The sequence below is a fragment of the Streptomyces lienomycini genome (assembly GCF_027947595.1).
In the GTDB taxonomy this organism is placed as follows: Bacteria; Actinomycetota; Actinomycetes; order Streptomycetales; family Streptomycetaceae; genus Streptomyces; species Streptomyces lienomycini.
Genome location: NZ_CP116257.1, coordinates 1,316,328 through 1,341,478 on the forward strand (window position 1 = coordinate 1,316,328; position 25,151 = coordinate 1,341,478).

A 25,151-nucleotide genomic window follows, 5' to 3' on the forward strand; every position below is an offset into this window, starting at 1 on the left:
CTCAGCGCGCGTGCCCGCGCGAGAGGCCCGTCCCGCTCAGGGGAAGGGCCGGCCGGTGACGACCGCCGCCAGGGTCGTCCCGCGCGGGAAGGCGCCCTCCTGGGTGAGCGCGAGCAGGGCGTACAGCATCTTGGCGACGTAGACGCGCTCCACAGGGAGGCCGTGCCGGTCTTCGAAGTCCTCGGCGAAGGCGTCCAGCTCGGGCGTCGTGCGAGCGTAGCCGCCGTGGTGGAAGCGGTCGTCGAGGCTCCAGGCGCCGCGTGGCCCGCCGAACGCGCGCTCCTGGAGGCGCCGTATGTCGCCGTCCAGGAAGCCGCCCTTGAGGACCGGTATGCCGAGGGCACGCCGCCCCGTGGGGAGCCCCGCGGCCAGCCCGGCGAGCGTGCCCCCGGTGCCGCAGGCGACTGCGGCCACGTCGGCGTGCTCGCCCAGTTCCTCGCCCAGGGCGCGGCAGCCGCGGACGGCGTCGGCGTTGCTGCCGCCCTCGGGGACGACGACCGCGTCCTCGGCGTCCACCGCGCGCAGGAGCGCCGCCAGCGTCTCCGGTTCGGCCTTGCGGCGGTACGTCGAGCGGTCGACGAAGTGCAGCCGCATGCCGTCGGCGGCGCAGCGGGCCAGCGAGGCGTTGAGCGCCAGGCCGGCCAGCTCGTGACCGCGGACCACACCCACGGTGGGCAGCCCGAGCAGCCGGCCCGCGGCGGCCGCGGCCCGCAGGTGGTTGGAGTAGGCCCCGCCGAACGTGACGACGGTGCGGCCCCCCGCCGCGAGGAGGTTCGGCGCCAGTTTGCGCCACTTGTTGCCGACCAGTTCCGGGTGGATCAGGTCGTCCCGCTTGAGCAGCAGCCGGACGCCGTGCCGCGCGAACCGCCCGTCGGCCGCCTCCCGCAGCGGGGAGGGCAGCCGGGGCCGCAGGGCGGCGAAAGCGCGGGTGTCGGTGCCGGTCACCGTGCCATTGTCACGCCCCCGCGCGCCGGGCACCTCACTTCGGCGCCGGGCACCTCACTTCAGCCGGTCCCGGATCCGCCGGCGCATCGACGCCATCGTGAACCCGCGCGGGTCCGACTTCCCCGGCTGCCACTCCAGATGGCCGATGACGGAGCGCTCGTTCCACCCGTGGTGGCGGCAGACCGCGGCGGCGGCCCGCTCGATCGCCTCCAGCTGCGCCGCCGGCCAGGGGTCGTCGCCGTCGCCGAGGTTCTCGCACTCGAAGCCGTAGAAGTGCCGGTTGCCGTCGGTGTTCGCCTCGTTGTCCCGGGGCAGCGCCTTCTCGGCGATCACCGCGCGCAGGACGTCGTCGTCGCCGAGGCCGGCGTGGTTGGCCCTGCCGTACCCGACCAGGTGGACCTTGCCGTCCTTGGTGATCACCCCGTGGCACAGCGGGCCCGGCAGGTCCTCGTGCCCCTCGCGGCAGATGTCCACCGTCCGCGCGCTGCCCTTGGTGACCGTGTGGTGGATCATCACGCCGTGCACCGGACCCCAGTGGCCCTTGTGGTTGCGGTTGTGGTCCCGCCAGTCGCCGACCTCGACGACGGTCAGGCCCTCCGCCTTGAGTGCCTTGAGGAAACTGCTCGCGGACATGGGTGAGGCCACGGTCGGCTCCTTCACGCTGCGCGACGCCCGCCCGACGCGACCGCCTCGTACGGTGCTTGTACCGAAACGGAGCCCTCACTATTGCTTGTTGGGCCCGGTTCGGTCGCTGTTCGGTCCGTGTGCGATCCGTTTCGGCCACCCCGTCCCGGCCCGGCTGAGTCCGGCGGGAGGGGCAAGTCGCCGAGCCGCTCGGGCAAGCCCCCATACCTGCCCCGGCCGTACGTGATCCATTCCCGCTCTTTCGTGTAATAGCACCGGCACGCTCCGTGAGGAAGGCTGGTGCACGCACATCGATGCCGGGCGCGATCGTCCGGCATGACCGGGAGGGCAATTCCTTATGTCGGTAGGCGAAGAGGTCCGCACCGAGCAGACCAGGCCGCAGCAGAGCCTCGGCACGGCGGCCGCGCGGAACCTGGCCACCACCACCAAGTCCGTTCCTCAGATGCAGGAGATCAGCTCGCGCTGGCTGCTGCGCTCGCTGCCCTGGGTGGACATCCAGGGCGGCACGTACCGGGTGAACCGGCGTCTGACCTTCGCCGTCGGCGACGGCCGGGTGACGTTCGTGAAGACCGGCGACCGCGTCGAGGTCATCCCCGCGGAGCTGGGCGAGCTGCCGGCCCTGCGTTCGTACGAGGACGACGAGGTCCTCTCGGAGCTCGCGCAGCGCTGCGAGCAGCGCGAGTTCGGCCCCGGCGAGGTCATCGCCTCCTTCGGCGGCCGGGCCGACGAGGTCTACCTGCTGGCGCACGGCAAGGTCGAGAAGATCGGCAGCGGCCCCTACGGCGACGACGCGGTGCTCGGCGTGCTCGCCGACGGCGCCTACTTCGGGGACCAGGCGCTGCTCGACGGCGACGCCATCTGGGAGTACACCGCCCGCACGGTCACGGCCTGCACGGTCCTGGTGCTGCCCCGCCAGGAGGTGGAGCAGGTCGCGGAGCGGTCGGACTCCCTGCGCGAGCACCTGGAGCAGCGGCGCTCGATCCCGGAGCAGAACACCAACAGGCACGGCGAGAAGGCGATCGACCTCTCCGCCGGCCACAGCGGCGAGCCGGACATCCCGCATACCTTCGTCGACTACGATGCCCGGCCCCGTGAGTACGAACTGAGCGTCGCCCAGACCGTGCTGCGCATCCACTCGCGCGTGGCCGACCTGTACAACCAGCCGATGAACCAGACCGAGCAGCAGATCCGGCTGACGGTCGAGGCGCTGAAGGAGCGTCAGGAGCACGAACTCGTCAACAACCGCGAGTTCGGCCTGCTCCACAACTGCGAGTACGACCAGCGCATCCAGCCCCACGACGGCGTGCCCGGCCCGGACGACCTGGACGAACTGCTGAGCCGCCGGCGCGGCACCAAGCTCCTGCTCGCCCACCCGCGCGCCATCGCCGCCATCGGCCGCGAGCTGAACAAGCGCGGACTCGTCCCCGAGACGATCGACATCGCCGGGAACCGCATCCCGACCTGGCGCGGTGTGCCCATCTACCCGTGTAACAAGATCCCGGTCACCGACGCCCGCACCACCTCGATCATCGCGATGCGTACCGGGGAGCAGGACCAGGGCGTCATCGGCCTGCGGGCCACCGGCATCCCGGACGAGATCGAGCCGAGTCTGTCGGTGCGCTTCATGGGCATCAACGAGCAGGCCATCATCAAGTACCTGGTCACGGCCTACTACTCGGCCGCCGTCCTCGTGCCGGACGCGCTCGGCGTCATGGAGAACGTCGAGATCGGCCGCTGGCGGTGACGTCACTCTCCCGGACTCCGTGTCCCCGCCCTCTCGGGCGGGTACACCCCGGGGGTACGGACGGGCCCATGGGGAAGGTGAGTCCATGACGGAGACCGGGCGCGGCGCCGTCGCGACGCGCCGTCCCAGCGGAACGCCTGAGAGGCACGGGCCCATCGCCACACAGCGGGACGGAGAACCGGGGGAGTCGTCCGAGGGCCAGGGGACGGGGGTGGCCGAAGGGCACGAGGCGGCGGTGCTCCTGAGGGAGTCCCGGGCGTCGGTCGACCCCGAACTGCGCGCCGCCATCGGGACCCTGCCCGACGCGATGCGGCGGGTCGCGCTCTACCACTTCGGCTGGCAGCACGCGGACGGCACGCCCGCGGCGGACAACGCGGGCAAGGCGATCCGTCCCGCACTCGTCCTCACGGCGGCGACCGCGCTCGGCGGACCCGTGGCGCGGGCGGCGGTGCTCCGGGCCGCGGCGGCGGTGGAACTGGTCCACAACTTCACCCTGCTGCACGACGACGTGATGGACCGGGACGCCACCCGGCGCCACCGGCCCACGGCGTGGGCCGTGTTCGGGGACGCCGACGCGATCCTCGCCGGGGACGCCCTCCAGGCGCTCGCCCTGCGGATGCTCGCCGTGGACCCGCACCCGGCGTCCGCGGCGGCGGCCGCCCGGGTCGCCGACTGCGTCATGGAGTTGTGCGAGGGCCAGCACGCGGACACGGCCATGGAACGGCGCCCGCCGGGCGAGGTCACCCTCGCGGAGACGCTCACCATGGCCGAGGCCAAGACGGGTGCCCTGCTGGGATGCGCCTGTGCCGTCGGGGCCCTGTACGCCGGGGCCGCCGAGGAGGACGTCGAGGCCCTGGACGCCTTCGGCCGGGAGGCGGGGCTGGCCTTCCAGCTCATCGACGACGTCATCGGCATATGGGGCGACCCGCGCCGGACCGGCAAGCCGGCCGGTGCGGACCTGGCCGCACGCAAGAAGTCGCTGCCGGTGGTCGCCGCCCTGACCTCCGGTACCCCGGCCGCCACCGAACTCGCCGAGTTGTACGCGGCGCCGTACGACGAGCACAAGGAGGACCTGCGGCGCACCGCCCTGATCGTGGAGCGGGCCGGGGGCCGGGACTGGGCGCAGGCCCAGGCGGCCGACCGGATGGCGAGAGCCATGCAGGAGCTGGCCCGTGCCGTGCCCGAGCCGGAGGCGGCGGGGGGCCTGCTCGCCCTGGCCGAGTTCGTGACCCGGCGCAGCACCTGAGGGCCGGCCCGGCGCCTTGTGGCCGGGCCGGCCGCGCAAGACCCCGGAGCCCGTGCAGGGCCGTACGGCACCTGACCGACGTACGGCCGCACCGCCGACGGCTCCGGTCCGGCGGGTCCCGCACTTCCCCACGGTGTGCGGGGCCCGCCTCCTTCACCCGCCCGCCCGCGGCACGCGTCCGTCGTGAGGGTCCGGCGGCCGCCGCTTTCACCCGTTAGTCTCAACCGCCGTACGCGCGAGCGATGTTGACTCCTGGGAGCGGGGCATGGGTGTGCTGATCCGGACGGCGGGCGAGGGTGACCGGGATCTGGTGGTCCGGCTGCTGGACGAGGCCTTCCAGGACGATCCGGTGAGCAGTTGGGTCTTCCCCGGCGAGGAGTACCGCCGGCGCACCCACCACCGGCTCATGGCCGCCTTCGCCGACGCCGTGTTCGCCGGGGGCCGGGTCGACCTCACCGAGGACGGCGCGGCGTGCGCACTGTGGCTGCCCGTCCCGGCGGAGGCGCAGGCCGGTGATGAGGACGGTCCGGCACAGGTGCGCGAGGCCGTCGACCCGGGCAACGAGCGCGTCGAGCTGATAGCGCGCCTGACGGAGGACATCCATCCCGCCGGGCGGGCCCACGCGTACCTGTGGATGATCGGCGTGGCCCCGGGGCGGCAGGGCGAGGGGCTGGGCACCGCCCTGATCGAGCGGGCCCTCGGCCGCTGCGACCGCGAGGGGCTGCCCGCCTACCTCGAAGCCAGCAGTGCCCGCGGCCGGGTCCTGTACGAGCGCCTCGGCTTCGAGTTCACCGGCCGGGCCCTGGAGCTGCCGGACGGCCCCCGCATGTGGCCGATGTGGCGCGAACCGCGCCCTTGAACATAACCGGTACCCAAACCACTACGAGTGAAGTACTGTCGCCGTAGTGGTCAAACGAGAGGGACCGGTTTGCGCAAGCTCACGTACTTCATCGCCTGCTCCATCGACGGCTTCATCGGCGGTCCGGACGGCGACGCGTCGTTCATGTACCCGTTCATCGACGAGGAGTTCCTCGGGTTCCTGAAGGAGGAGTACCCGGAGACGATGGCCACCCACGGCCGCCGGGCGCTCGGCCTCGACGACCTGCCCAACAAGCGGTTCGACACGGTCGTCCAGGGCAGGGCCAGCTACGACCTGGCCCTGAAGGAGGGCGTCACCAGCCCCTACGCCCACCTGCGCGAGTACGTCGCCTCCCGCACCCTCACCGAGTCGCCCGACCCGAACGTCGAGATCATCTCGACCGACCTGGTCGGCAGGGTGCGCGAGCTGAAGGCGGAGCGGAGCGGACTGGACATCTACCTGTGCGGCGGAGCCACCGTCGCCGGAGAGCTGCTCGTCGAGGTCGACGAGCTGGTCATCAAGACGTACCCGGTGGTGATCGGCTCAGGGATGCCGATGTTCGCCTCCGGTTTCGAGGTCTCCGAGTTCACGGCGGACCGGGTGCGGACCTTCGGCAACGGTGTCGTGGTGCGGTCGTACCAGCGCAAGCGCTGAGCCGTAACCTGTTCTAGCCTGGGGGTATGGACAGCGACAGGTACGACTGTCCCGTCTGCGGACAGCCAGTGGAAGCGGTCGTCCGGCGGTACAAGACGCTGGGCGCATGGGTCCCGACATGGGTTCCCGGCCCGTGCCGCAACCCGCGGTGCGAGGCCTCCACCGGCCGGAGCGCCGGAGCCGAGGCGCGGCCCGCGACGGCGGAGCCCTCCCGGGGAGCGACCACGGACAACCCCTGACATCGGGGATACCGAAGGGGCCCGGCCAGGATGGCGGCCGGGCCCCTTCGGGCGCTCCTGGGGCCTGCGATGGTGCACCGATCGCCGGCCCTGGATACTGACGGGTCGTCAAGCCTTCTTGGTCTCCCAGAAGATCTTGTCGATCTGGGCGATGTAGTCCAGGGCCTTCTGGCCGGTCGCCGGGTCCTTCGAGCCCTTGGCGGCCGACAGGGCCTTCAGGGTGTCGTTGACCAGCTGGTGCAGCTCCGGGTACTTCTCGAAGTGCGGGGGCTTGAAGTAGTCGCTCCACAGCACGGAGACGTGGTGCTTCGCGAGCTCGGCGCGCTGCTCCTTGATGACCGTGGCGCGCGTCTGGAAGTGCGGGTCGTCGTTGCCGGCCATCTTCTCCTGGACGGCCTTCACCGACTCCGCCTCGATGCGGGCCTGGGCAGGGTCGTACACGCCGCAGGGCAGGTCGCAGTGGGCGCTGACCGTGACCTTGGGGGCAAACAGGCGGGAAAGCATGAAGCGTTCCTTCCTCGTGATCGTCTTCTCAGGGGGGACATTACTCCCTGGGAGGACCGATTTCGCGGGTGCCCCCATGGGCTTAGGACAAAAGTCCGGGGTGAGACTGAGACTGGTGGAGGAAAGACCGGGGAGGTGCCGGGTGATGCCGGAGCAACTGTCGCAGGAGACCGAGCGCGCCAGAGGGGCGTTGCCCTTCGGGCCGGCCGAGGTGACCGGGCCGTCCATGGTGCCCACGCTGCACCACGGGGACGTGCTGCTCGTGCACTGGGGGGCACGGGTCCGGCCGGGTGACGTGGTCGTGCTGCGGCACCCCTTCCAGCAGGACCTGCTGGTGGTCAAGCGGGCGGCCGAGCGGCGCGGGGCCGGCTGGTGGGTGCTCGGGGACAACGCGTTCGCGGGCGGGGACAGCACCGACTACGGCGTCGTCCCGCAGGACCTCGTACTGGGCCGGGTGCGGTTCAGGTACCGGCCGCCGCGGCCGGGTCAGCGCTCGCCGTTCGCCGTGGTGCGCTGGGCGCTGTCGGCGGTCAGGCCGGTGCTGGCCGACCGGTCCGCCTCCAGGCGCTTGCGGGCGCGGTAGGCCGCCACGTTGGCGCGGGTGGCGCAGCGGTCGGAGCAGTAGCGGCGGGAGCGGTTGGTGGAGGTGTCCAGGTAGGCGTTGCGGCAGGGTGCCGCCTCGCACAGGCCCAGCCGGTCCACGCCGTACTCGGTGAGGTGGAAGGCCAGGCCCATCGCCGCGATGGCCGCGAAACCGGCGGTCGCGTTGGAAGGGTGGTCCGCCAGGTGCATGTGCCACAGCGGGCTGCCGTCGTCCGCGCGGTGGTCGTGGCCGGAGATCTGCGGGCTCACCGGGAACTCCAGGAGCAGTGAGTTCAGCAGATCCACGGCGAGGGTCTCGTCGCCGCCGTCGGCCGCCTCGAAGACCGCGCGCAGCCGCCCCCGGACCGAGCGGAACCGTGTCACGTCGGCCTCGGCCGCGCGCCGGGCCGCCGACTGGTTGGCGCCGAACAGTTCACGGACGGCCTCCACCGAGGTCAGGGAGTCCTGTCCCCGGGACGGTTCCTCGGTGTTGACGAGACGTACGGCGTAGTCCGAGTAATAGGCCAGTTCCACTTGTAGTCCTTACGAAGGGGCTCTATGGTCGTGCCTGCGGTCAGGTAACAGCTGATCGTGCTTCCAGGGTATTACGTCACGCAGGCATGGAGGGGCTCGATGACGGACGCGGACACCACCACCACCACTACCACCACGGCCGGTACCGACTGGCAGGCCTGGCAACAGAGCTGGGACCGGCAGCAGGAGTGGTACATGCCGGACCGCGAGGAACGGTTTCGGATCATGCTCGACATGGTCGAGGCACTCGTCGGCCGCGCCCCGCGCGTGCTCGACCTGGCCTGCGGCACCGGCACCATCACGGCCCGGCTGCTCGACCGGTTCCCGGACGCCACCAGCACCGGCGTGGACCTCGACCCGGCGCTCCTGGCCATCGCCGAGGGCACCTTCGCGGGCGACGGGCGGGTCTCCTTCGTCACCGCCGACCTCAAGGACCCCGACTGGCCGGCGAAACTGCCGTACGACTCGTACGACGCCGTGCTGACCGCCACGGCCCTGCACTGGTTGCACGCCGAGCCCCTCGCGGATCTCTACGGCCGGGTCGCGGGGCTGGTCCGCGACGGCGGTGTCTTCATGAACGCGGACCACATGATCGACGACACGACGCCCCGGATCAACGCGGCCGAGCGCGCGCAGCGGCACGCGCGGATGGACGCCGCCAAGGGCGGGGGCGCGCTCGACTGGTCCGAGTGGTGGCAGCTCGCCGCCAAGGACCCGGTGCTCGCCGGACCCACCGCCCGCCGCTTCGAGATCTACGGCGAGCACGCCGACGGCGAGATGCCCCCGCCCGCGTGGCACGCGCGCGTGCTGCGCGAGAAGGGCTTCGGCGAGGCGCGGCCGGCGTGGTGCTCGCCGTCGGACACCCTGCTGCTGGCCGTGAAGTGAGCCGGTGACAGCGCGGAGGGGCGGTAGGGGAGACCCCTGCCGCCCCTCGGGCGTGACGTCACAGGACCTTGGACAGGAACGCCTTGGTCCGCTCGTGCTGCGGGTCGGTCAGGACGTCGCGCGGGTTGCCCGCCTCGACCACCGCGCCGTCGTCCATGAAGACCAGGCTGTCGCCGACCTCGCGGGCGAAGCCCATCTCGTGGGTGACGACGACCATCGTCATGCCGGACTCGGCGAGGTCGCGCATGACGTCGAGGACGTCGCCGACCAGTTCCGGGTCCAGGGCGGAGGTCGGCTCGTCGAACAGCATCAGCTTCGGGTCCATCGCCAGGGCCCGTGCGATGGCGACGCGCTGCTGCTGGCCGCCGGAGAGCTGCGAGGGGTAGTTGCCGGCCTTGTCGGCCAGGCCCACGCGCTCCAGCAGCGCCCGCGCGCGGTCCCTGGCCTGGGGCTTGCTCATGCCCTTGACCTGGACCGGTGCCTCCATGACGTTCTCCACGGCCGTCATGTGCGGGAACAGGTTGAAGCGCTGGAAGACCATGCCGATGTCCCGGCGCTTGAGGGCGACCTCGCTGTCCTTCAACTCGTAGAGCTTGTCACCCTTCTGGCGGTAGCCGACCAGCTCGCCGTCGACGTACAGACGCCCGGCGTTGATCTTCTCGAGGTGGTTGATACACCTGAGGAAGGTGGACTTGCCGGAGCCGGAGGGGCCGATGAGGCAGAACACCTCGCCCTGCTTCACCTCCAGGTCGATGCCCTTGAGGACCTCGACGGCGCCGAAGGACTTGTGGACGCCCTCGGCCTTGACCATGGACGCGGTTGCACTCCGGGTCATGCCGGGACCCCCTTCGGGCGACGCGAGGGAAGGACCGCCGTCTTCAGACGCTGCAGGGGTGTCGGCGGCAGGGAGCGGACCGATCCCCGGGCGTAGTGGCGCTCGACGTAGTACTGGCCGACGCTGAGGACGGAGGTCATGATCAGGTACCAGGCCGCCGCGAGGAAGTACATCTCCACCGGTGAGCCCGAGTTCTGCCCGATGTCCTTGGCCTCCTTGAAGAGGTCGGCGAACTGCACCGCCGAGACGAGCGAGGTCGTCTTCAGCATGTTGATGACCTCGTTGCCCGTCGGCGGCACGATCACGCGCATCGCCTGGGGGATGACGATCCGGCGCAACGTCTTGGCCTGGCTCATGCCGAGTGCGTGGGAGGCCTCGGTCTGGCCCTCGTCGACCGAGAGCAGTCCGGCCCGGCAGATCTCGGACATGTAGGCGGCCTCGTTGAGGCCCAGGCCGAGCAGCGCCGTCAGCAGCGGCGTCATGAACGACGCCCAGTAGTCCTTGTAGATCGGGCCGAGGTTGATGTACTCGAAGACCAGGCCGAGGTTGAACCAGACGAAGAGCTGCACCAGGACCGGGGTGCCGCGGAAGAACCAGATGTAGAACCAGGCGAGGGACGAGGTGACCGGGTTCTTGGACAGGCGCATCACGGCGAGCGTGATGCCGCCGACGATGCCGATCACCATGGACAGCACGGTCAGGAGCAGGGTGTTCCAGACACCGTGCATGATCCGGTCGTCGAAGAAGTAGTCGGGGATCGCGCCCCAGTTGATGTCGCCCTGGGCGAAGGCGTAGACGATCGCGCACAGGAGGGCGAGAGCGACGGCTGCGGACACGTACCGCCCGGGATGCCGGACCGGAACGGCCTTGATGGCCTCCGGTCCGGCGTGGGGCGTCGCGCCGGGACCGTCCGTCTTGTTGACGTCAGCAGTCACGGGTTGGGCCTTTCGGAGCCGAGTCGAACGGTGCGGTCTCAGGAACCACCGTTGATCTTGGCCTCGGTGATCGCGCCGTCCGCGACCCCCCACTTGTCGACGATCTTCTGGTACTCGCCGCTGTCGATGACGGCCTGGACGGCGGCCTTGACGGCGTCACGCAGCTGGGTGTTGTCCTTGGCGACGGCGATGCCGTACGGGCCCGCCTCCACCTGGTCGCCGACGATCTCGAAGTACTTGCCGCCGCCGGAGTTCTTCACGGAGTAGGCCGCGATCGGGAAGTCGGCGGACACGACGTCCGCGCCCTTGGAACGCATCCGGGTCTCGGCCTCGGGGTTGGTGTCGAAGGGCTCGATCCCCAAGGTCTTCTTGCCCGCGTCCGTGCACTTCTTCGCCTGGTCCTTCGCCAGGTCGTGGGAGAAGGTGTTGCGCTGCACGGCCATGGTCTTGCCGCACAGGTCGTCCCAGGTCTTGATGGACTGGTCGTCGCCCTTGAGGGTGTAGAGGGACACTCCCGCCGTGAAGTAGTCGACGAAGTCGACGCCCGCGCCGACCTTCTTGCCGGTGTCGGCGTCGATGCCCTCCTGGCGGTCCTTGGTGTCGGTCATGGCCGACATGGCGAGGTCGTAGCGCTTGGAGGCGAGACCGCCGACGAGCGTGTCGAAGGTGGCGTTCTCGAATTCGAACGTCACGCCGAGCTGCTTGCCCATCGCCGCCGCGAGGTCCGGGTCAATACCGACCACCTTGCCGGAGTCGTCCTTGAATTCGACCGGCGCGTAGGCGATGTCCGAACCGACCTTGATGGTGCCCTTGTCACGTATGGCCTGGGGGAGCTTGTCGGCCAGCGGGGCCTTGCTCTCGGACTGGCTCCCGCCGGAGTCCTTGTCCTTGGTCTGGTCGCCGCAACCGGTGAGCAGCAGGGCGCCGGCGACCGCGATCGCACCGACCGCTGCTAGCCGGGAGTGCGCGGCGGTCGTACGACGGGTGAAGCGTGCGGTCATGGTGGTTCCTCCGGCGGATGAGGGAGTTGCCGATGGGGACGGTGGAGTTCCGGTGGGGCGAGACGCCGGCCGGGGGACCGGCCGGTGCCGTGGGTCGACGAGAGCACACACCTTCGAGTGCCGCGACCTCGTGTGATTACGGCATCTTGCCATTCGGACTCGGCCGTTCAGGGGGGCCGTCATGTCAAAATCGGATAACGGGTCGCCTCTCGAACCACATCAGGTCGGTACATCACGACCGAACCTTTGCGGGAATCTGCCCTTCCGGCGGGAAGATCTACGGAATTTCTCCTTATCCCGCCATGGATTGCGGGTGGGTGGGGCTGCAGAAGGGGCCCGGGACAGGTCTGTCAAGAGGTCTCGGGAGGTTGGCCGGAACCCCGGCTATGAGTCATGTCACCGACATGCGGTGTGCCGGGTCCGACATGTGAGCTTGCGCTTATCGGACTCGTCGTGGGGGGCGTCCGTCGGGTAAGAAGGTTCTTTACACCCCTCATCAGGGGCTCAGGGCGCGTGTGCGGCGTGCCCGTCGCGCAGGGGTCCTCGTGGCCCAGACAGCCATCTCCCTGTGCGGTGCCCGCCCATTCCTCACCAGGAGTGGACACACCCTCAAACCATGAACTCTTAAGGGGTAAGACAAAGTGGCAGCGGAGATCGTCAATCCTCGCAGCGACAGCGAAGCCGGTGCGGAGCAGGAGGCGGGCGCCGAGCCGCTCGACTCCTTCGACCCCGCGTTCGCGCTGCACCGCGGCGGCAAGATGGCCGTGCAGGCCACCGTGCCGATCCGCGACAAGGAAGACCTGTCCCTGGCGTACACGCCCGGCGTCGCGAAAGTGTGCAGCGCGATCGCCGAGCAGCCCGACCTCGTCCACGACTACACCTGGAAGTCGTCCGTCGTCGCGGTCGTGACGGACGGTACGGCGGTGCTGGGACTCGGGGACATCGGGCCCGAGGCCTCCCTCCCGGTGATGGAGGGGAAGGCGATCCTCTTCAAGCAGTTCGGCGGCGTGGACGCGGTCCCGATCGCCCTGAACTGCACGGACGCCGACGAGATCGTCGAGACCGTGGTCCGGCTCGCGCCCTCCTTCGGCGGAGTCAACCTGGAGGACATCTCGGCGCCGCGGTGCTTCGAGATCGAGCGCAAGCTCCAGGAGCGCCTGGACATCCCGGTCTTCCACGACGACCAGCACGGCACGGCGGTCGTGACGCTGGCGGCGCTGCGGAACGCGGCGCGGCTGAGCGGGCGGACGCTGGGCGAACTGCGGGCGGTGATCTCGGGTGCGGGCGCGGCCGGGGTCGCCATCGCCAAGATGCTGGTCGAGGCCGGTATCGGGGACGTCGCGGTCGCCGACCGCAAGGGCGTCGTCTCGGCCGACCGGGACGACCTGACCCCGGTCAAGCGCGAGCTGGCCGGTTTCACCAACAAGGGCGGGCTGTCCGGCTCGCTGGAGGCGGCCCTGTCGGGTGCCGACGTCTTCATCGGCGTCTCCGGCGGTACGGTGCCGGAGCCGGCGGTGGCCTCGATGGCCGAGGGCGCGTTCGTCTTCGCGATGGCCAACCCGAACCCCGAGGTGCATCCGGAGGTCGCCCACAAGTACGCGGCGGTCGTCGCGACGGGGCGCTCGGACTTCCCGAACCAGATCAACAACGTGCTGGCGTTCCCGGGCATCTTCGCGGGCGCGCTGCAGGTGCGGGCGTCGCGGATCACCGAGGGCATGAAGCTCGCGGCGGCCGAGGCGCTCGCCGCCGTGGTGGGGGACGACCTCGCCGCGGACTACGTCATTCCGTCCCCGTTCGACGAGCGGGTGGCGCCGGCTGTCACGGCGGCGGTGGCTGCGGCGGCTCGGGCGGAGGGGGTCGCGCGCCGGTGACGGTGTGACTCCCGGTGCGGTTGGCGGCCTCGTCCTTGGCGGACGGGGCCGCTTGTCTTTGGGCGCGGGGCCGGCGCAGCTGGGGGAAGAGGAAGGGGGCGCGGCCGCATCGTCGCTGTGCGCAAGAGGGGGTGTGTCACACGGGGTTGTGGTTCCCGTTGTGCGGTGGGGAACCTATCGTCGGGGGCATGTTCGCTGTCTACGCCGCCCGAATCGACCGCGACCAGCCGTTGGCCGGCCTGGAGTCGGGAGAGCTTCCGGCTCCCGAGGCCCGCCCCGGCTGGAGTGTCGTCGATGTCAGGGCCGCCTCCCTCAACCACCACGACCTGTGGTCCCTGCGCGGCGTCGGCCTCCCGGAGGACCGGCTGCCGATGATCCTCGGCTGCGACGCCGCCGGTGTCGACGCGGACGGCAACGAGGTCGTCCTGCACTCCGTGATCGGCCAGACCGGCCACGGTGTCGGCCCCAAGGAGCCCCGCTCCATCCTCACCGAGCGCTACCCGGGGACGTTCGCCGAGCAGGTGGCCGTGCCGACCTGGAACATCCTGCCCAAGCCCAGGGAACTCTCCTTCGAGGAGGCCGCCTGTCTGCCGACCGCCTGGCTGACGGCGTACCGGATGCTGTTCACCAACGCCGGGGTGCGCCCCGGTGACTCGGTGCTGGTGCAGGGCGCGGGCGGCGGCGTGGCCACGGCGGCGATCGTGCTCGGCAAGGCGGCCGGGCTGCGGGTCTTCGCCACCAGCCGGGACGAGGCCAAGCGCAAGCGCGCCCTGGAACTCGGTGCCGTGGAGGCCGTCGAGACCGGCGCGCGGCTGCCGCAGCGGGTCGACGCCGTGATCGAGACCGTCGGCGCCGCCACCTGGTCGCACTCCATCAAGTCGCTGCGACCCGGCGGCACACTGGTCATCTCCGGTGCCACCAGCGGCGACCGGCCCTCCCACGCCGAGCTGACCCGCATCTTCTTCCTGGAGCTCAAGGTCGTCGGCTCCACGATGGGCAGCAAGGACGAGCTGGAGGACCTGCTGTCCTTCTGCGCCGCCACCGGCGTGCGGCCCGTCATCGACGAGGTGCTGCCGATGAACCGGGCGCGCGAGGGGTTCGAGCGGATGGCCTCGGGGGAGCAGTTCGGCAAGATCGTGCTCAGCAACTCCTGACGCGACGCGCTTCCTTCACCTGCGGCGGGTCCGGTTCTCCGGGCCCGCCGTTCGCGTGCGCCGTCCCGCCTCCCATATGTCAACCAGGGTTGACAGGCGCGGGATGTCAACTTACGTTGACAGTATGAGTGAAGCAACGGATCTCGCCACGCGTGCGGGTGACCGTGACCCCCGGATCGGGCTGCGGGCCGTCGCCGCCCTCAGGAAGCTGGTGGAGCAGCTGGAGGCGGTGCAGGTGCGCGGCGCGCGCCTGCAGGGGTGGTCGTGGCAGGAGATCGCCACGGAACTCGGGGTCAGCAGGCAGGCCGTGCACAAGAAGTACGGGAGGCAGTGATGTTCGAGCGGTTCACGAAGGATGCCCGGGCGGTCGTGCAGGGGGCGGTCGATCAGGCGGAGGAGGAACGGGCACGGACCGTCGAGAGCGAGCACCTCCTGCTCGCCCTGCTGGAACGGGAGGGCAGCCGGGCCTCCTTCGCACTGGCGGCGCTCGGGGTCGCCGAGCGACGGGACGCGGTACGGCAGGCGCTGCGGGACGCACGGCGCCGGGCGGGTCTGTCGCAGGCGGAGACCGAGGCCCTCGCCGGCCTGGGCATCGACGTCGCGGAGGTCGTCGCCCGGGTGGAGGAGGCCCACGGCGTCGGCGCGATGTCCGCCGACCGGAAGGGCGGGCGCCGGTGGTCCGGGCACCGCGGCTTCGGCCGGGGCGCCAAGGAGGTCCTGGAGAAGTCGCTGCGGGTCGCCGTGGCCCGTCGCGACCGGCACATCGGGGACGAGCACCTCCTCCTCGCCCTCACCCTCCGCCCCGGTGTGCCCGCCGAGGTGCTGGCGGACCTCGGGGTGACCCATGAGTCGCTGACCCGGGTGCTGGGCGACGGCGCCGGGGAGGCCTGCGCCTGACCGGCGCCCACGGCGCCCACGGCTGTGCCGGGGGCGCCGCGTCCTGCCGAGCCGGGGCTCAGGCCTTCGGTGTCCGCAGTATCACCCCGATGTGCGCCGCGGCCTCCGACAGCCGGCGGCGCGCGTCGCGCACCTGGTCGGCCGTGACCCCGTGGTCCCGGGCGGCGTCGCGGATGTCGTCCCGGAAGCGGTCGAGCAGCCGGTCCAGGTCCCGGGCCGGGTCGCCGGTGGAGTCCGCGGCGTCCTCGTGGGCCCAGGCCGGGGTGTAGGCGGCCGGGAAGTCCTCGGGCGTGGCGGAGTACTCCGGGCCGGTGGGGTGCTCGGTCCGCGGGGCGGTGCTCCCGGCGTCGGTGCGGCCGAAGCCCCAGTCCTTGCCGAACTCCTTCCCGAAGTCCTTGCCGAAGTCCCCGACCTCCTTGGCCAGTTCGCTCAGTCCCTCGCGCAGTCCCGTCGGCCAGTCGCCCCGTGAGAAGTGGTCCTGCACCTGCTCCTGCACGCGCTGGGCGATGCGCTGGACCTCCTCCTGCGCCTGGGCCCGGGCCCGGTCCTGGGCCTCCTTGGCCTGGTGCCGGGCCCGCTGTGCCTCGTCGCGGGCGCGGCGGCTCTCGTCCTTGGCGCGGCGGGCCTGCTCCTTCCACTCCTGCTTGACCCGCCGCATCTCCTCCTTGGCGGCCCGCCAGGCCTCCTTCTCGTCGGTGTCTCCTCCGCCGCCCGCGGCCTCGTCGCGGGGCCCGGGGCCGGTGCCCCGGCGGGCCGCGGTGGCCGCCGCTCGCATCTCCCGCCGCAGATCTCCCGCCGCGCCCCGCACGTCCGCCCGGATCTCGGCGGCCAGCTCGGCGACCGACTCCCGGATCTCCAGCTCCAGGTCGGCCAGCTCGCCACTGCGGTCGGCCAGCTCGGCGCGGCCGGCGTCCGTGATGGCGTACACCTTGCGGCCGCCCTCGGTGGTGTGGGTGACCAGGCCCTCGGCCTCCAGCTTGGCCAGGCGCGGGTACACCGTGCCCGCGGACGGGGCGTAGAGGCCCTGGAAGCGCTCTTCCAAGAGCCGGATCACCTCGTAACCGTGGCGCGGGGCCTCGTCCAGGAGCTTGAGGAGGTAGAGGCGGAGGCGGCCGTGGGCGAAGACGGGGGGCATGTCAGAGCACCTTCTTGTCGGTCGTGCCGTCGGAAGGGGCACCGGTGGCGCCGGCCTCCCGGACGGAAGCGGAATTGTCCCCCGGGCCGCCCCGTGCGTCGTCCACCGGGCCGGTGTTCTGCGGATCCCGCTCCCACGGCGCGTCCTCCGGCGCCGGACGGCGGAGCAGGGCGATCGAGCCGGAGACCGTGGTGGCCTTCAACCGGCCGTTGCCCGCGCCGAGCCGGCCGGTGATGCGTTTGGCCCCCCACTGGCCGCCCACCCGCAGGTCCTCGAAGGCGCTGGAGACCATGCCGCTGGCCGTGTTCGCCTCGACCTTGGCGTCGGCCGGCTGGGGCAGCCGTATGGCGATCTCGCCCGAGACGCTGTTCAGGCTGATGTCGGTGGGCCCACCGGTCGGGTCCAGGTCGACGATCATCGAACCGCTCACCGAGTCGGCCCGCACGGAGGAGCCCGCCTCCACCACCGTCAGGTCGCCGGAGACGGAGTTGAAGCGCAGGTCTCCGGTGAGGGCCTGCGCCTCCACGTTGCCCGAGACGGTGTCGGCGCGGACGGGGCCCGCGAGGCTCACCAGCGTGGTGTCCCCGGAGACGCCCTTCACCTCGGCCGGTCCGTCGAGCCCGGAGACGACGGCCGCGGCTCCGACCACGCCCACCTCCACGCGGGTGCCGGTCGGCACGGCCAGGGAGACCACCGCGCTGCGGCGCCAGCCCTTGCGGTCCAGCCACTTGAGGAAGCCCTTCCAGGGCAGGTCCTCGTAGGCCACCGTGAGCACGCCGTCCCGGTGGGTCACGACCAGAGGCGGTCCGTCGATCTCGGACACCTCCAGGCGGGCGGAACCTTCGTCCGTGCCCACCACGTTCACAGTTCCCCCGACGATGCGTACCTGGAGCACGCTCACGGGCTCGTCGAAGGTGAGTTTCCTGGGTTCCGCGACGGACCACTCGGGCATGGTGACGACCTCCTCGACCGAACGCGCCATATCGCGTCCTCCGTGATTCACGATATATCGCGGGGGTGGAAAGTCAAGACACCCGTTCTGGTGATCAACGATCGACCGGGCGGGACGAACTGCCCTAGGTTGTGGATATGTCGACGGAAGAGTCCGTGCCGGCGCCCGCGCCCGCTGCGGGCGCCCTGCTGCTCTGCCGCGCCGAGCCGGACTCCGTCGCCGTCGTCGCCCCGCTGCTGGGCGAACGCATGCAACTGGTCCGCGCGGGCGAGGAGTGGAGCGCGCTCGTCCCGGAGGGCGGCCCCTGGCGCACGGGCGGCGAACCGGTCGACCGTGTGGTCGGCGGCTGGGCCGCGGCGCTCGCCGTCGGCGCCCCGTGGCCCGTACTCGCCCTGTGGTGGGACGCCGACCGGGCCGGCTACACCCTCGGGTCCGGGTTCCGCCGCCCGGTCGGCTACGTCTGGCTCGCGGACGGCACCCCGGTCGGCGAGGACGAGGCGATGCGTACCTTCGCCGCCCGGCTCGGCCTGGATCCCGTACTCGACCTCCAGGCGCTGGACCGGCTGACCCGCCCGGACCCGGACGCAGGTCAGGATCACGACCACAGCCCCGGGGCCGGTGCCCGGGCCCGGCTGCGCGGACTGCTCGCGGTGCTGACGCGTGCCGGGATCTCGCTGCCCGCGGGGCTCGAACCCGGTGAGGACGCGGACCGCCTCGGCACCCTCGCCCGCGCCCTGCCCGGTGCCCGCCGGACCGAGGCCGCGGAACGCCGCCCGACCGCCGACGAGAGCCGCCTGGCCGCCTGGATGCCCTGGGTGGGCGGCCCCGGAGCCCGTGCCCTGGCCCTGGTCCAGATGGCGGTGGGCCTGCCGCTCACCGCCTGGGGCCTGCGGCGTCGAAGCGCCGGCTGGACCGCGGCGGGTGCGCTGCTCGTCGCGCACGGCGCGCTCGGCACGGCCTACGGTCTCTCCAGGCGCTCCTGACGGGTTACGCAGGCCGCCCGGAACGCGGCCCGGGCACCGCGGGAACCCCGTACCGCGTGCCTACTCGTCCTCGTCCTCGTCGTCGTCCAGTCGCGCCAGCCACGTCGCCAGTCGCTCCACCGGAACTTCGAAGTCGGGGTTCAGGTCGACGAAGGTCCGCAGCTGCTCGGCGAGCCACTCGAAGGTGACCTCCTCCTCGCCGCGCCGCTTCTCCAGTTCCTCGATGCCTCGGTCGGTGAAGTACAACTCATGCTCCTGATGCGGGTGGGACGGGCCCACGGCCGTAGTACCCGTCCAGGGTAGTCCGTGCGGCCGGACCGGGTAGTCCGTGCGGCCGGACCGGGCAGGGGCCGCGTCGAGGCCGGGCGGCCGGCGTCCGGGGCCGGCCCGGACGATCCGGGCGCTGCCCGCCGGACGCCGAAGGGCCGACCCCGTTCCCGGGACCGGCCCCTCGTGCCGAACCTGTGCGGTCAGGCCGACGGTGTCATGCCGACGCCGTCAGGCCTGTTCCACGCGAGGCCTCAGGCCTCGAACACCTCACGCACCAGCTGCTCCTGCTCGGCCTGGTGCCGCTTGGCGGAACCGACGGCCGGGGACGAGCCGTGCGGGCGCGAGATGCGGCGCAGGCGCTCGCCGTGCGGGACGTCCGCGCCGACCGCCAGGTCCAGGTGGTCGATCAGGTTGAGCGCGATGAACGGCCAGGCACCCTGGTTCGCCGGCTCCTCCTGGGCCCACAGGTACTTCTCGGCGTTCGGGTACTTGGCGATCTCCGCCTGGAGCTCGGCACCCGGCAGCGGGTACAGGCGCTCGATGCGGATGATGGCCGTGTCCGTCAGACCGCGCTTCTTCCGCTCGGCGTCGAGGTCGTAGTAGACCTTGCCGGCGCAGAAGACGACCTTCTTGACCGCCGCCGCGTCGACCGACTCGTCGCCGATGACCGGACGGAACTGGCCCGTCGTGAACTCCTCCGCCTTCGACGCCGCGGCCTTCAGGCGCAGCATCGACTTCGGGGTGAAGACCACCAGCGGCTTGTGGTGCGGGTTGTGCACCTGCCACCGCAGGAGGTGGAAGTAGTTCGACGGCAGGGTCGGCATCGCGACCGTCATGTTGTTCTGCGCGCACAGCTGCAGGAACCGCTCCGGACGGGCCGAGGAGTGGTCCGGGCCCTGGCCCTCGTAGCCGTGCGGCAGCAGCAGCGTGACGCCCGAGGTCTGGTTCCACTTCTGCTCGGCCGACGAGATGAACTCGTCCAGGACCGTCTGGGCGCCGTTGACGAAGTCGCCGAACTGCGCCTCCCACATCACCAGCGCGTCCGGGCGGGCCAGCGAGTAGCCGTACTCGAAGCCCATCACCGCGTACTCGGAGAGCAGGGAGTTGTAGACGTTGTACCGGGACTGGTCCTCGGACAGGTACAGCAGCGGCGTGAACTCGTCGCCCGTCTCACGGTCGATGACGACCGCGTGGCGCTGGCCGAAGGTGCCGCGCTGCGAGTCCTGGCCCGTCAGGCGGACCGGCACGCCGTCCAGCAGGAGGGAGCCGACGGCGAGGGTCTCGCCCATGCCCCAGTCGATCGTGCCGTCCTCGACCATGGCCGCACGGCGCTGCAGCTGCGGCAGCAGACGCGGGTGCACGGTGATGTGGTCGGGGATGTTGACCTGGGACTCGGCGATCCGCTTGACGGTCTCCGCGGTGATCGCGGTGTTCACGGACACCGGGAACTCGGCCTGCGGGTCCGAGGGTTCGGCGGCGGTCGGCTGCGAGACGGCCTCGCGGACCTCGGTGAAGACCTTCTCCAGCTGGCCCTGGTAGTCCTGCAGCGCCTGCTCGGCCTCTTCCAGGGTGATGTCGCCGCGACCGATGAGGGACTCGGTGTACAGCTTGCGCACCGAGCGCTTCTTGTCGATCAGGTCGTACATCAGCGGCTGGGTGAAGGCCGGGTTGTCGGTCTCGTTGTGGCCGCGGCGGCGGTAGCACAGGAGGTCGATCACGACGTCCTTGTTGAACGCCTGGCGGAACTCGAAGGCCAGCCGCGCCACGCGGACGCAGGCCTCCGGGTCGTCGCCGTTCACGTGGAAGATCGGGGCCTCGATCATGCGGGCCACGTCGGTGGCGTACATGGAGGAGCGCGAGGACTCCGGGGCGGCGGTGAAGCCGACCTGGTTGTTGATGACCACGTGGACCGTGCCGCCGGTGCGGTAGCCGCGCAGCTGCGACATGTTCAGGGTCTCGGCCACCACGCCCTGGCCCGCGAAGGCCGCGTCGCCGTGGATCGCCACGGGCAGGACGGTGAAGTCCGTGCCGCCCTTGTTGATGATGTCCTGCTTGGCGCGGGAGACACCCTCCAGGACCGGGTCGACCGCCTCCAGGTGCGAGGGGTTGGCGACCAGCGAGACGTTGATCTGCTCGCCGTCCAGGCCGGTGAAGGTGCCCTCGGCGCCCAGGTGGTACTTCACGTCGCCGGAGCCGTGCATCGACTTCGGGTCGAGGTTGCCCTCGAACTCGCGGAAGATCTGCGCGTACGACTTGCCGACGACGTTGGCGAGCACGTTCAGCCGGCCGCGGTGGGCCATGCCGATGACGACCTCGTCCAGGCGGGACTCGGCCGCCGAGTCGATGACCGCGTCCAGCAGCGGGATGACGGACTCGCCGCCCTCCAGGGAGAACCGCTTCTGGCCGACGTACTTGGTCTGCAGGAAGGTCTCGAAGGCCTCCGCCGCGTTCAGCCGGCGCAGGATGCGCAGCTGCTCCTCGCGCTCCGGCTTGGTGTGCGAGCGCTCGATGCGGTCCTGGATCCACTTGCGCTGCTTGGGGTCCTGGATGTGCATGAACTCGACGCCGGTGGTGCGGCAGTACGAGTCGCGCAGCACGCCGAGGATGTCGCGCAGCTTCATCAGGGACTTGCCGGCGAAGCCGCCGACCGCGAACTCGCGCTCCAGGTCCCACAGGGTGAGCCCGTGCTCGGTGATGTCCAGGTCGGGGTGCTTGCGCTGCTGGTACTCCAGCGGGTCGGTGTCGGCCATGACGTGGCCGCGGACCCGGTAGGAGTGGATCAGCTCGAAGACGCGGGCGGCCTTGGTGACGTCGTCGTCGTGCGAGGCGTCGATGTCCTTGAGCCAGCGGACCGGCTCGTAGGGGATGCGCAGCGCCTTGAAGATCTCGTCGTAGAAGCCGCTCTCGCCCAGGAGCAGGTTGGCGACCTGGCGCAGGAACTCGCCGGAGGCGGCGCCCTGGATGACCCGGTGGTCGTAGGTCGACGTGAGCGTCATGACCTTCGAGATGCCGAGCTTGTTCAGGGTGTCCTGGCTGGTGCCCTGGAACTCCGCCGGGTAGTCCATGGAGCCGACGCCCAGGATGACCGACTGGCCGGGCATCAGGCGCGGCACGGAGTGGACGGTGCCGAGGCCGCCGGGGTTGGTCAGGGAGACCGTGACGCCGGTGAAGTCGTCCATCGTCAGCTTGTTGTCGCGGGCGCGACGGACGATGTCCTCGTAGGCCTGCCAGAACTCGAAGAAGTTCAGCGTCTCGGCCTTCTTGATCGCCGCGACGACCAGCTGGCGGTCGCCGTTGGGCTTGACCAGGTCGATGGCGAGGCCGAGGTTGATGTGGGCCGGCTTGACCAGGGTCGGCTTGCCGTCCTTCTCACCGAAGGAGTGGTTCATCGCCGGCATGGCCTTGATGGCCTGCACCATCGCGTAGCCGATCAGGTGCGTGAAGGAGATCTTCCCGCCCCGGGCGCGCTTGAGGTGGTTGTTGATGACGATGCGGTTGTCGAACAGCAGCTTCACCGGGACCGCGCGCACGGACGTGGCCGTGGGCAGCTCCAGCGAGGCGTTCATGTTCTTCGCGACCGCGGCGGCCGGGCCGCGCAGGGTCACCAGCTCGGGGCCCTCGGGCGCGGCGGCGTCCTTGGCGGGCGCGGCGGCCTTCGCCTGCGGCTTGGCGGCCGGCTTGGCCGGCGCGGCGGCGGGCTTCGCGGCCGGGGCGGCCGGAGCCGCCGGGGCGGCGGCGGGCTGCGCGGCCGGCTTGGCGGGGGCGGACGCCGGGGCGGCGGCCTGCGGCTGGGCCGGGGCGGCAGCCTGCGCCTGCGGGGCGGGGGCGGCCTGCGGCGTGCTGCCGGAGTCCGTGGCCGTGGCACCGGCGGCCTGGGCCGCGGGTGCGCCTGGCTTGTAGTCGGCGAAGAAGTCCCACCAGGCTCGGTCCACGGAGTTCGGGTCCTGGAGGTACTGCTGATAGATCTCGTCGACGAGCCACTCATTGGCACCGAACGCGGCCGCGGGGTTCTTTCCCGCGGTGCCCGCTTGGTCGGTGTCGGTCGAGATGCTCGAGTTACTGGGGGACTGTGGCGACACGGCGAGAACCGCCCTCTTCCGCTTCACAAGGATGGTGGACAGCGGGAATCAAGGCTACGCCTACCGGGCCCCGAAGGTCAGGCCGGGCCCGTTCAACGTCGCGCAAGTCACATCGCGGACCGCGTTTCGGCGCTGGAAATGGCGGGAAACAAGCGAGGTTCTGCTGCGTGAGGGATCGGGAGACCGCGACCCGGCGCCTCGACGGCGCGGGTTCGTGCCTGATCACACGTGTCCGCCAGCGCGGATGCAGTGGATCTTGGTGCTCCGCTTCGAACCCTACGTCAACCGGTCGTAGACGGAAGGCCCGGAAGAGTGATGAGAATCCGGCAGCCCCGCTCGGATTCGGCCACCCCGATCCGGCCGCCGTGCAGATCCACCGCCCAGCGTGCGATCGCGAGGCCGAGACCGGTGCCGCCGTCGCTGCCGGGACCGTGCGGCCGCGACACCGAACCCCGGTTGAACCGCTCGAACACCCGTCGCCACTCCGAGCGCGGAATGCCGGGGCCCTCGTCGAGAACCTCCAGCTCCAGGGACTCGGGCAGCTCCCCGCGCCGCGCCCGGACCGTCACGCGGCCGTGCGGCGGGCTGTGCTTGACGGCGTTGTCGATGAGGTTGGAGACGACCTGGTGGATGCGCTCGGGGTCGGCGTGCGCGGTCAGCTCGGGCGGGAAGACGTCCAGGGCCAGGTGCACGTCGGTGCGGGTGTGGCTGCCGGAGCCGGAGGCGATGCCCGCGCGTGCCGAGGCGACCATGTTGGCCTCCTTCAGCACGCCCGACAGATACGGCCACACCTCGAAGCGCCGCTTGCGCAGCGGTATGACGCCGTTGTCCAGGCGGGAGAGGTCGAGGAGCGTCTCCACCAGCCGGCCGAGCCGCTCGGTCTGCCCGAGCGCCGTGCGCATGGTCTCCGGGTCGGCCTCGGTGACGCCGTCGACGATGTTCTCCAGCACCGCGCGCAGGCCCGCGATCGGGGTGCGCAGCTCGTGCGAGACGTTCGCCACCAGCTCCTTGCGCTGGAGGTCCTGCGCCTCCAGGTCGTCGGCCATGCGGTTGATGGTGACGGCCAGGTCGCCCAGCTCGTCGCGGCGGTTCTCCCGCACCCGGCGCGTGTAGTCGCCGTGCGAGATGGACCGGGCGACGGCGTTCATCTCGTCCAGCGGCGCGGTCAGCGAGTGCGCCACGAACTGGGTGATCAGCAACGTGGCGATCATGGAGAACACCGTGATGAAGCGCAGCTCCGTCTTGGTGTGCACCGCTATCACCGACAGGCCGGTGGTGATCAGCACCGACGTGACGACCAGCGCGCCCAGCTTGGTCTTGATCGAGAACGGGCGTACGCCGCCCCAGGGATCCCCGGTGTTCCGAGGGCCGGGGCTCCTCCGTGCGGCCTCCCGTCCTCGGCTCATGGCGTCGGCGTCTCCAGGGCGTAGCCCACGCCGTGCACGGTGCGGATGCGCTCGGCGCCGATCTTGCGGCGCAGCGCCTTGATGTGGCTGTCGACGGTGCGGGTGCCCGAGGCGTCCGCCCAGTCCCACACCTCGGCGAGCAGCTGCTCACGGGAGAGCACCGCGCGCGGGGTGTTCGCCAGGCAGACCAGCAGGTCGAACTCGGTGGGCGTGAGGTGGACGTCCTCGCTGCGCACCCGCACCCGGCGCTGCGCGTGGTCGATCTCCAGCTCACCCAGGCGCAGGATGCCGCTGCGCGGCGTCGAGGCGGCCACCACGGCCCGCTCCACCCGCCGCAGCAGCACGTGCACGCGCGCGGCCAGCTCGCGCATCGAGAACGGCTTGGTCATGTAGTCGTCGGCGCCGACGCCGAGACCGACCAGCATGTCCGTCTCGTCGTCGCGCGCGGTGAGCATCATCACCGGCACCGGCCGCTGGGCCTGCACGCGCCGGCAGACCTCCAGACCGTCGAAGCCCGGCAGCATGATGTCGAGGATCAGCAGGTCGGGCTGCCAGGCCTCGGCCGTGTCGACGGCGGACGGACCGTCCCCCGCCGTTTGCACCAGGAACCCTTCGGCGCGCAGGCGGGTGGCGATGGCGTCCACGATCGTCTGATCGTCCTCGACCACCAGCACCCGACGCTGCGCGCCCTGGGTGGCCGTGTTGTTGTGGGAGGTCTGTGTCTGCTCCATCGCCCGCCCCTGAGGTGTGCTTTCCGGAATCCGTGGGGTGATCCCATGACTGCGCTCGACGCTTG

Annotated in this window: 25 protein-coding genes; 12 read left to right on the top strand and 13 right to left on the bottom strand. The window is 71.2% G+C overall.

The genetic code is table 11. The features are described 5' to 3' along the window. Window positions 1–36: 36 nt before the first annotated feature. Both BJ961_RS06250 and BJ961_RS06255 read right to left on the bottom strand, forming a co-directional pair. Window positions 37–945, bottom strand: coding sequence for a 1-aminocyclopropane-1-carboxylate deaminase/D-cysteine desulfhydrase (locus tag BJ961_RS06250; RefSeq protein ID WP_271320309.1), 909 nt, complete (start codon window positions 943–945; stop codon window positions 37–39). A 54-nt stretch (window positions 946–999) separates the two neighbouring features. Continuing rightward, a complete protein-coding gene (locus tag BJ961_RS06255) occupies window positions 1,000–1,578 on the bottom strand; it encodes an N-acetylmuramoyl-L-alanine amidase (protein ID WP_271416978.1) in 579 nt (192 codons plus the stop codon). A 349-nt stretch (window positions 1,579–1,927) separates the two neighbouring features. Between BJ961_RS06255 and BJ961_RS06260 the strand changes: the two genes are divergently transcribed. From BJ961_RS06260 to BJ961_RS06280, 5 genes are all read left to right on the top strand, one after another. Beyond that, a complete protein-coding gene (locus tag BJ961_RS06260) occupies window positions 1,928–3,334 on the top strand; it encodes a family 2B encapsulin nanocompartment shell protein (RefSeq protein WP_271320310.1) in 1,407 nt (468 codons plus the stop codon). Window positions 3,335–3,419: 85 nt separating this feature from the next. Then, on the top strand, window positions 3,420–4,580 hold the full coding sequence (locus BJ961_RS06265; RefSeq protein WP_271320311.1) for a family 2 encapsulin nanocompartment cargo protein polyprenyl transferase: 1,161 nt from the start codon (window positions 3,420–3,422) through the stop codon (window positions 4,578–4,580). Between the two features lie 265 nt (window positions 4,581–4,845). Next, window positions 4,846–5,439, top strand: coding sequence for a GNAT family N-acetyltransferase (locus BJ961_RS06270; protein WP_271320312.1), 594 nt, complete (start codon window positions 4,846–4,848; stop codon window positions 5,437–5,439). A gap of 69 nt (window positions 5,440–5,508) precedes the next feature. After that, complete coding sequence (locus BJ961_RS06275; RefSeq protein WP_271320313.1) at window positions 5,509–6,093, top strand: dihydrofolate reductase family protein; 585 nt, start codon at window positions 5,509–5,511, stop codon at window positions 6,091–6,093. Between the two features lie 26 nt (window positions 6,094–6,119). After that, window positions 6,120–6,332: a hypothetical protein gene (locus BJ961_RS06280; RefSeq protein ID WP_271320314.1), complete on the top strand. Its 213-nt coding sequence runs from the start codon at window positions 6,120–6,122 to the stop codon at window positions 6,330–6,332. Between the two features lie 108 nt (window positions 6,333–6,440). Here the strand turns inward: BJ961_RS06280 and sodN are convergent, their stop codons facing one another. After that, a complete protein-coding gene (gene sodN / locus BJ961_RS06285) occupies window positions 6,441–6,836 on the bottom strand; it encodes a superoxide dismutase, Ni (protein WP_003973716.1) in 396 nt (131 codons plus the stop codon). 145 nt (window positions 6,837–6,981) lie between these two features. Between sodN and sodX the strand changes: the two genes are divergently transcribed. Beyond that, window positions 6,982–7,419 (top strand): nickel-type superoxide dismutase maturation protease, encoded by a 438-nt coding sequence (gene sodX, locus BJ961_RS06290; protein ID WP_271320315.1) that lies wholly within the window; start codon window positions 6,982–6,984, stop codon window positions 7,417–7,419. Here sodX and BJ961_RS06295 read toward each other — a convergent pair. Then, window positions 7,323–7,952, bottom strand: coding sequence for a CGNR zinc finger domain-containing protein (locus tag BJ961_RS06295; protein WP_271320316.1), 630 nt, complete (start codon window positions 7,950–7,952; stop codon window positions 7,323–7,325). The genes sodX and BJ961_RS06295 overlap by 97 nt on opposite strands. 99 nt (window positions 7,953–8,051) lie before the next feature. On the opposite strand from BJ961_RS06295, the gene BJ961_RS06300 reads away from it, so the two are divergent. Continuing rightward, entirely contained in the window at window positions 8,052–8,837 is a 786-nt protein-coding gene (locus BJ961_RS06300) for a class I SAM-dependent methyltransferase (protein WP_271320317.1), read from the top strand. A 58-nt stretch (window positions 8,838–8,895) separates the two neighbouring features. Here the strand turns inward: BJ961_RS06300 and BJ961_RS06305 are convergent, their stop codons facing one another. The 3 genes from BJ961_RS06305 to BJ961_RS06315 are packed head-to-tail and all read right to left on the bottom strand — an operon-like array spanning window position 8,896 to window position 11,608. Next, entirely contained in the window at window positions 8,896–9,672 is a 777-nt protein-coding gene (locus BJ961_RS06305) for an amino acid ABC transporter ATP-binding protein (protein ID WP_271320318.1), read from the bottom strand. After that, a complete protein-coding gene (locus tag BJ961_RS06310) occupies window positions 9,669–10,607 on the bottom strand; it encodes an amino acid ABC transporter permease (RefSeq protein ID WP_271320319.1) in 939 nt (312 codons plus the stop codon). The genes BJ961_RS06305 and BJ961_RS06310 overlap by 4 nt, the downstream gene beginning before the upstream one ends. A gap of 38 nt (window positions 10,608–10,645) precedes the next feature. Further along, window positions 10,646–11,608, bottom strand: coding sequence for an ABC transporter substrate-binding protein (locus BJ961_RS06315; protein WP_271320320.1), 963 nt, complete (start codon window positions 11,606–11,608; stop codon window positions 10,646–10,648). 641 nt (window positions 11,609–12,249) lie between these two features. Here BJ961_RS06315 and BJ961_RS06320 point away from each other — a divergent pair. The 4 genes from BJ961_RS06320 (at window position 12,250) to BJ961_RS06335 (ending at window position 15,530) form a co-directional block, all read left to right on the top strand. Beyond that, complete coding sequence (locus tag BJ961_RS06320; protein ID WP_271320321.1) at window positions 12,250–13,479, top strand: NAD(P)-dependent malic enzyme; 1,230 nt, start codon at window positions 12,250–12,252, stop codon at window positions 13,477–13,479. A gap of 188 nt (window positions 13,480–13,667) precedes the next feature. Next, on the top strand, window positions 13,668–14,633 hold the full coding sequence (locus BJ961_RS06325; protein WP_271320322.1) for a zinc-binding dehydrogenase: 966 nt from the start codon (window positions 13,668–13,670) through the stop codon (window positions 14,631–14,633). A gap of 124 nt (window positions 14,634–14,757) precedes the next feature. Beyond that, window positions 14,758–14,967, top strand: a complete 210-nt coding sequence (locus tag BJ961_RS06330) for an ECF-type sigma factor (RefSeq protein WP_271320323.1) — start codon at window positions 14,758–14,760, stop codon at window positions 14,965–14,967. Further along, window positions 14,967–15,530 (top strand): Clp protease N-terminal domain-containing protein, encoded by a 564-nt coding sequence (locus BJ961_RS06335; RefSeq protein WP_271320324.1) that lies wholly within the window; start codon window positions 14,967–14,969, stop codon window positions 15,528–15,530. Before BJ961_RS06330 ends, BJ961_RS06335 begins: the two co-directional genes overlap by 1 nt. 58 nt (window positions 15,531–15,588) lie before the next feature. On the opposite strand, the gene BJ961_RS06340 is transcribed toward BJ961_RS06335, so the two are convergent. Continuing rightward, on the bottom strand, window positions 15,589–16,665 hold the full coding sequence (locus tag BJ961_RS06340; RefSeq protein ID WP_271320325.1) for a PadR family transcriptional regulator: 1,077 nt from the start codon (window positions 16,663–16,665) through the stop codon (window positions 15,589–15,591). 1 nt (window position 16,666) lies between these two features. Then, the gene (locus tag BJ961_RS06345; protein ID WP_271416979.1) at window positions 16,667–17,617 is read right to left on the bottom strand and encodes a DUF4097 family beta strand repeat-containing protein; all 951 of its coding nucleotides are present in this window, start codon (window positions 17,615–17,617) and stop codon (window positions 16,667–16,669) included. Between the two features lie 137 nt (window positions 17,618–17,754). Here BJ961_RS06345 and BJ961_RS06350 point away from each other — a divergent pair, with 137 nt between their 5' ends. Next, complete coding sequence (locus tag BJ961_RS06350) at window positions 17,755–18,600, top strand: hypothetical protein (RefSeq protein WP_271320326.1); 846 nt, start codon at window positions 17,755–17,757, stop codon at window positions 18,598–18,600. Between the two features lie 60 nt (window positions 18,601–18,660). Here the strand turns inward: BJ961_RS06350 and BJ961_RS06355 are convergent, their stop codons facing one another. The 4 genes from BJ961_RS06355 to BJ961_RS06370 form a co-directional block, all read right to left on the bottom strand. Then, the gene (locus BJ961_RS06355) at window positions 18,661–18,846 is read right to left on the bottom strand and encodes a DUF6104 family protein (RefSeq protein WP_018102711.1); all 186 of its coding nucleotides are present in this window, start codon (window positions 18,844–18,846) and stop codon (window positions 18,661–18,663) included. A 275-nt stretch (window positions 18,847–19,121) separates the two neighbouring features. Next, window positions 19,122–22,949, bottom strand: a complete 3,828-nt coding sequence (locus BJ961_RS06360) for a multifunctional oxoglutarate decarboxylase/oxoglutarate dehydrogenase thiamine pyrophosphate-binding subunit/dihydrolipoyllysine-residue succinyltransferase subunit (protein WP_271320327.1) — start codon at window positions 22,947–22,949, stop codon at window positions 19,122–19,124. A gap of 281 nt (window positions 22,950–23,230) precedes the next feature. Next, window positions 23,231–24,355 (bottom strand): sensor histidine kinase, encoded by a 1,125-nt coding sequence (locus BJ961_RS06365; RefSeq protein WP_271320328.1) that lies wholly within the window; start codon window positions 24,353–24,355, stop codon window positions 23,231–23,233. After that, a complete protein-coding gene (locus BJ961_RS06370; protein WP_271320329.1) occupies window positions 24,352–25,086 on the bottom strand; it encodes a response regulator transcription factor in 735 nt (244 codons plus the stop codon). The genes BJ961_RS06365 and BJ961_RS06370 overlap by 4 nt, the downstream gene beginning before the upstream one ends. Window positions 25,087–25,151 lie beyond the last annotated feature (65 nt).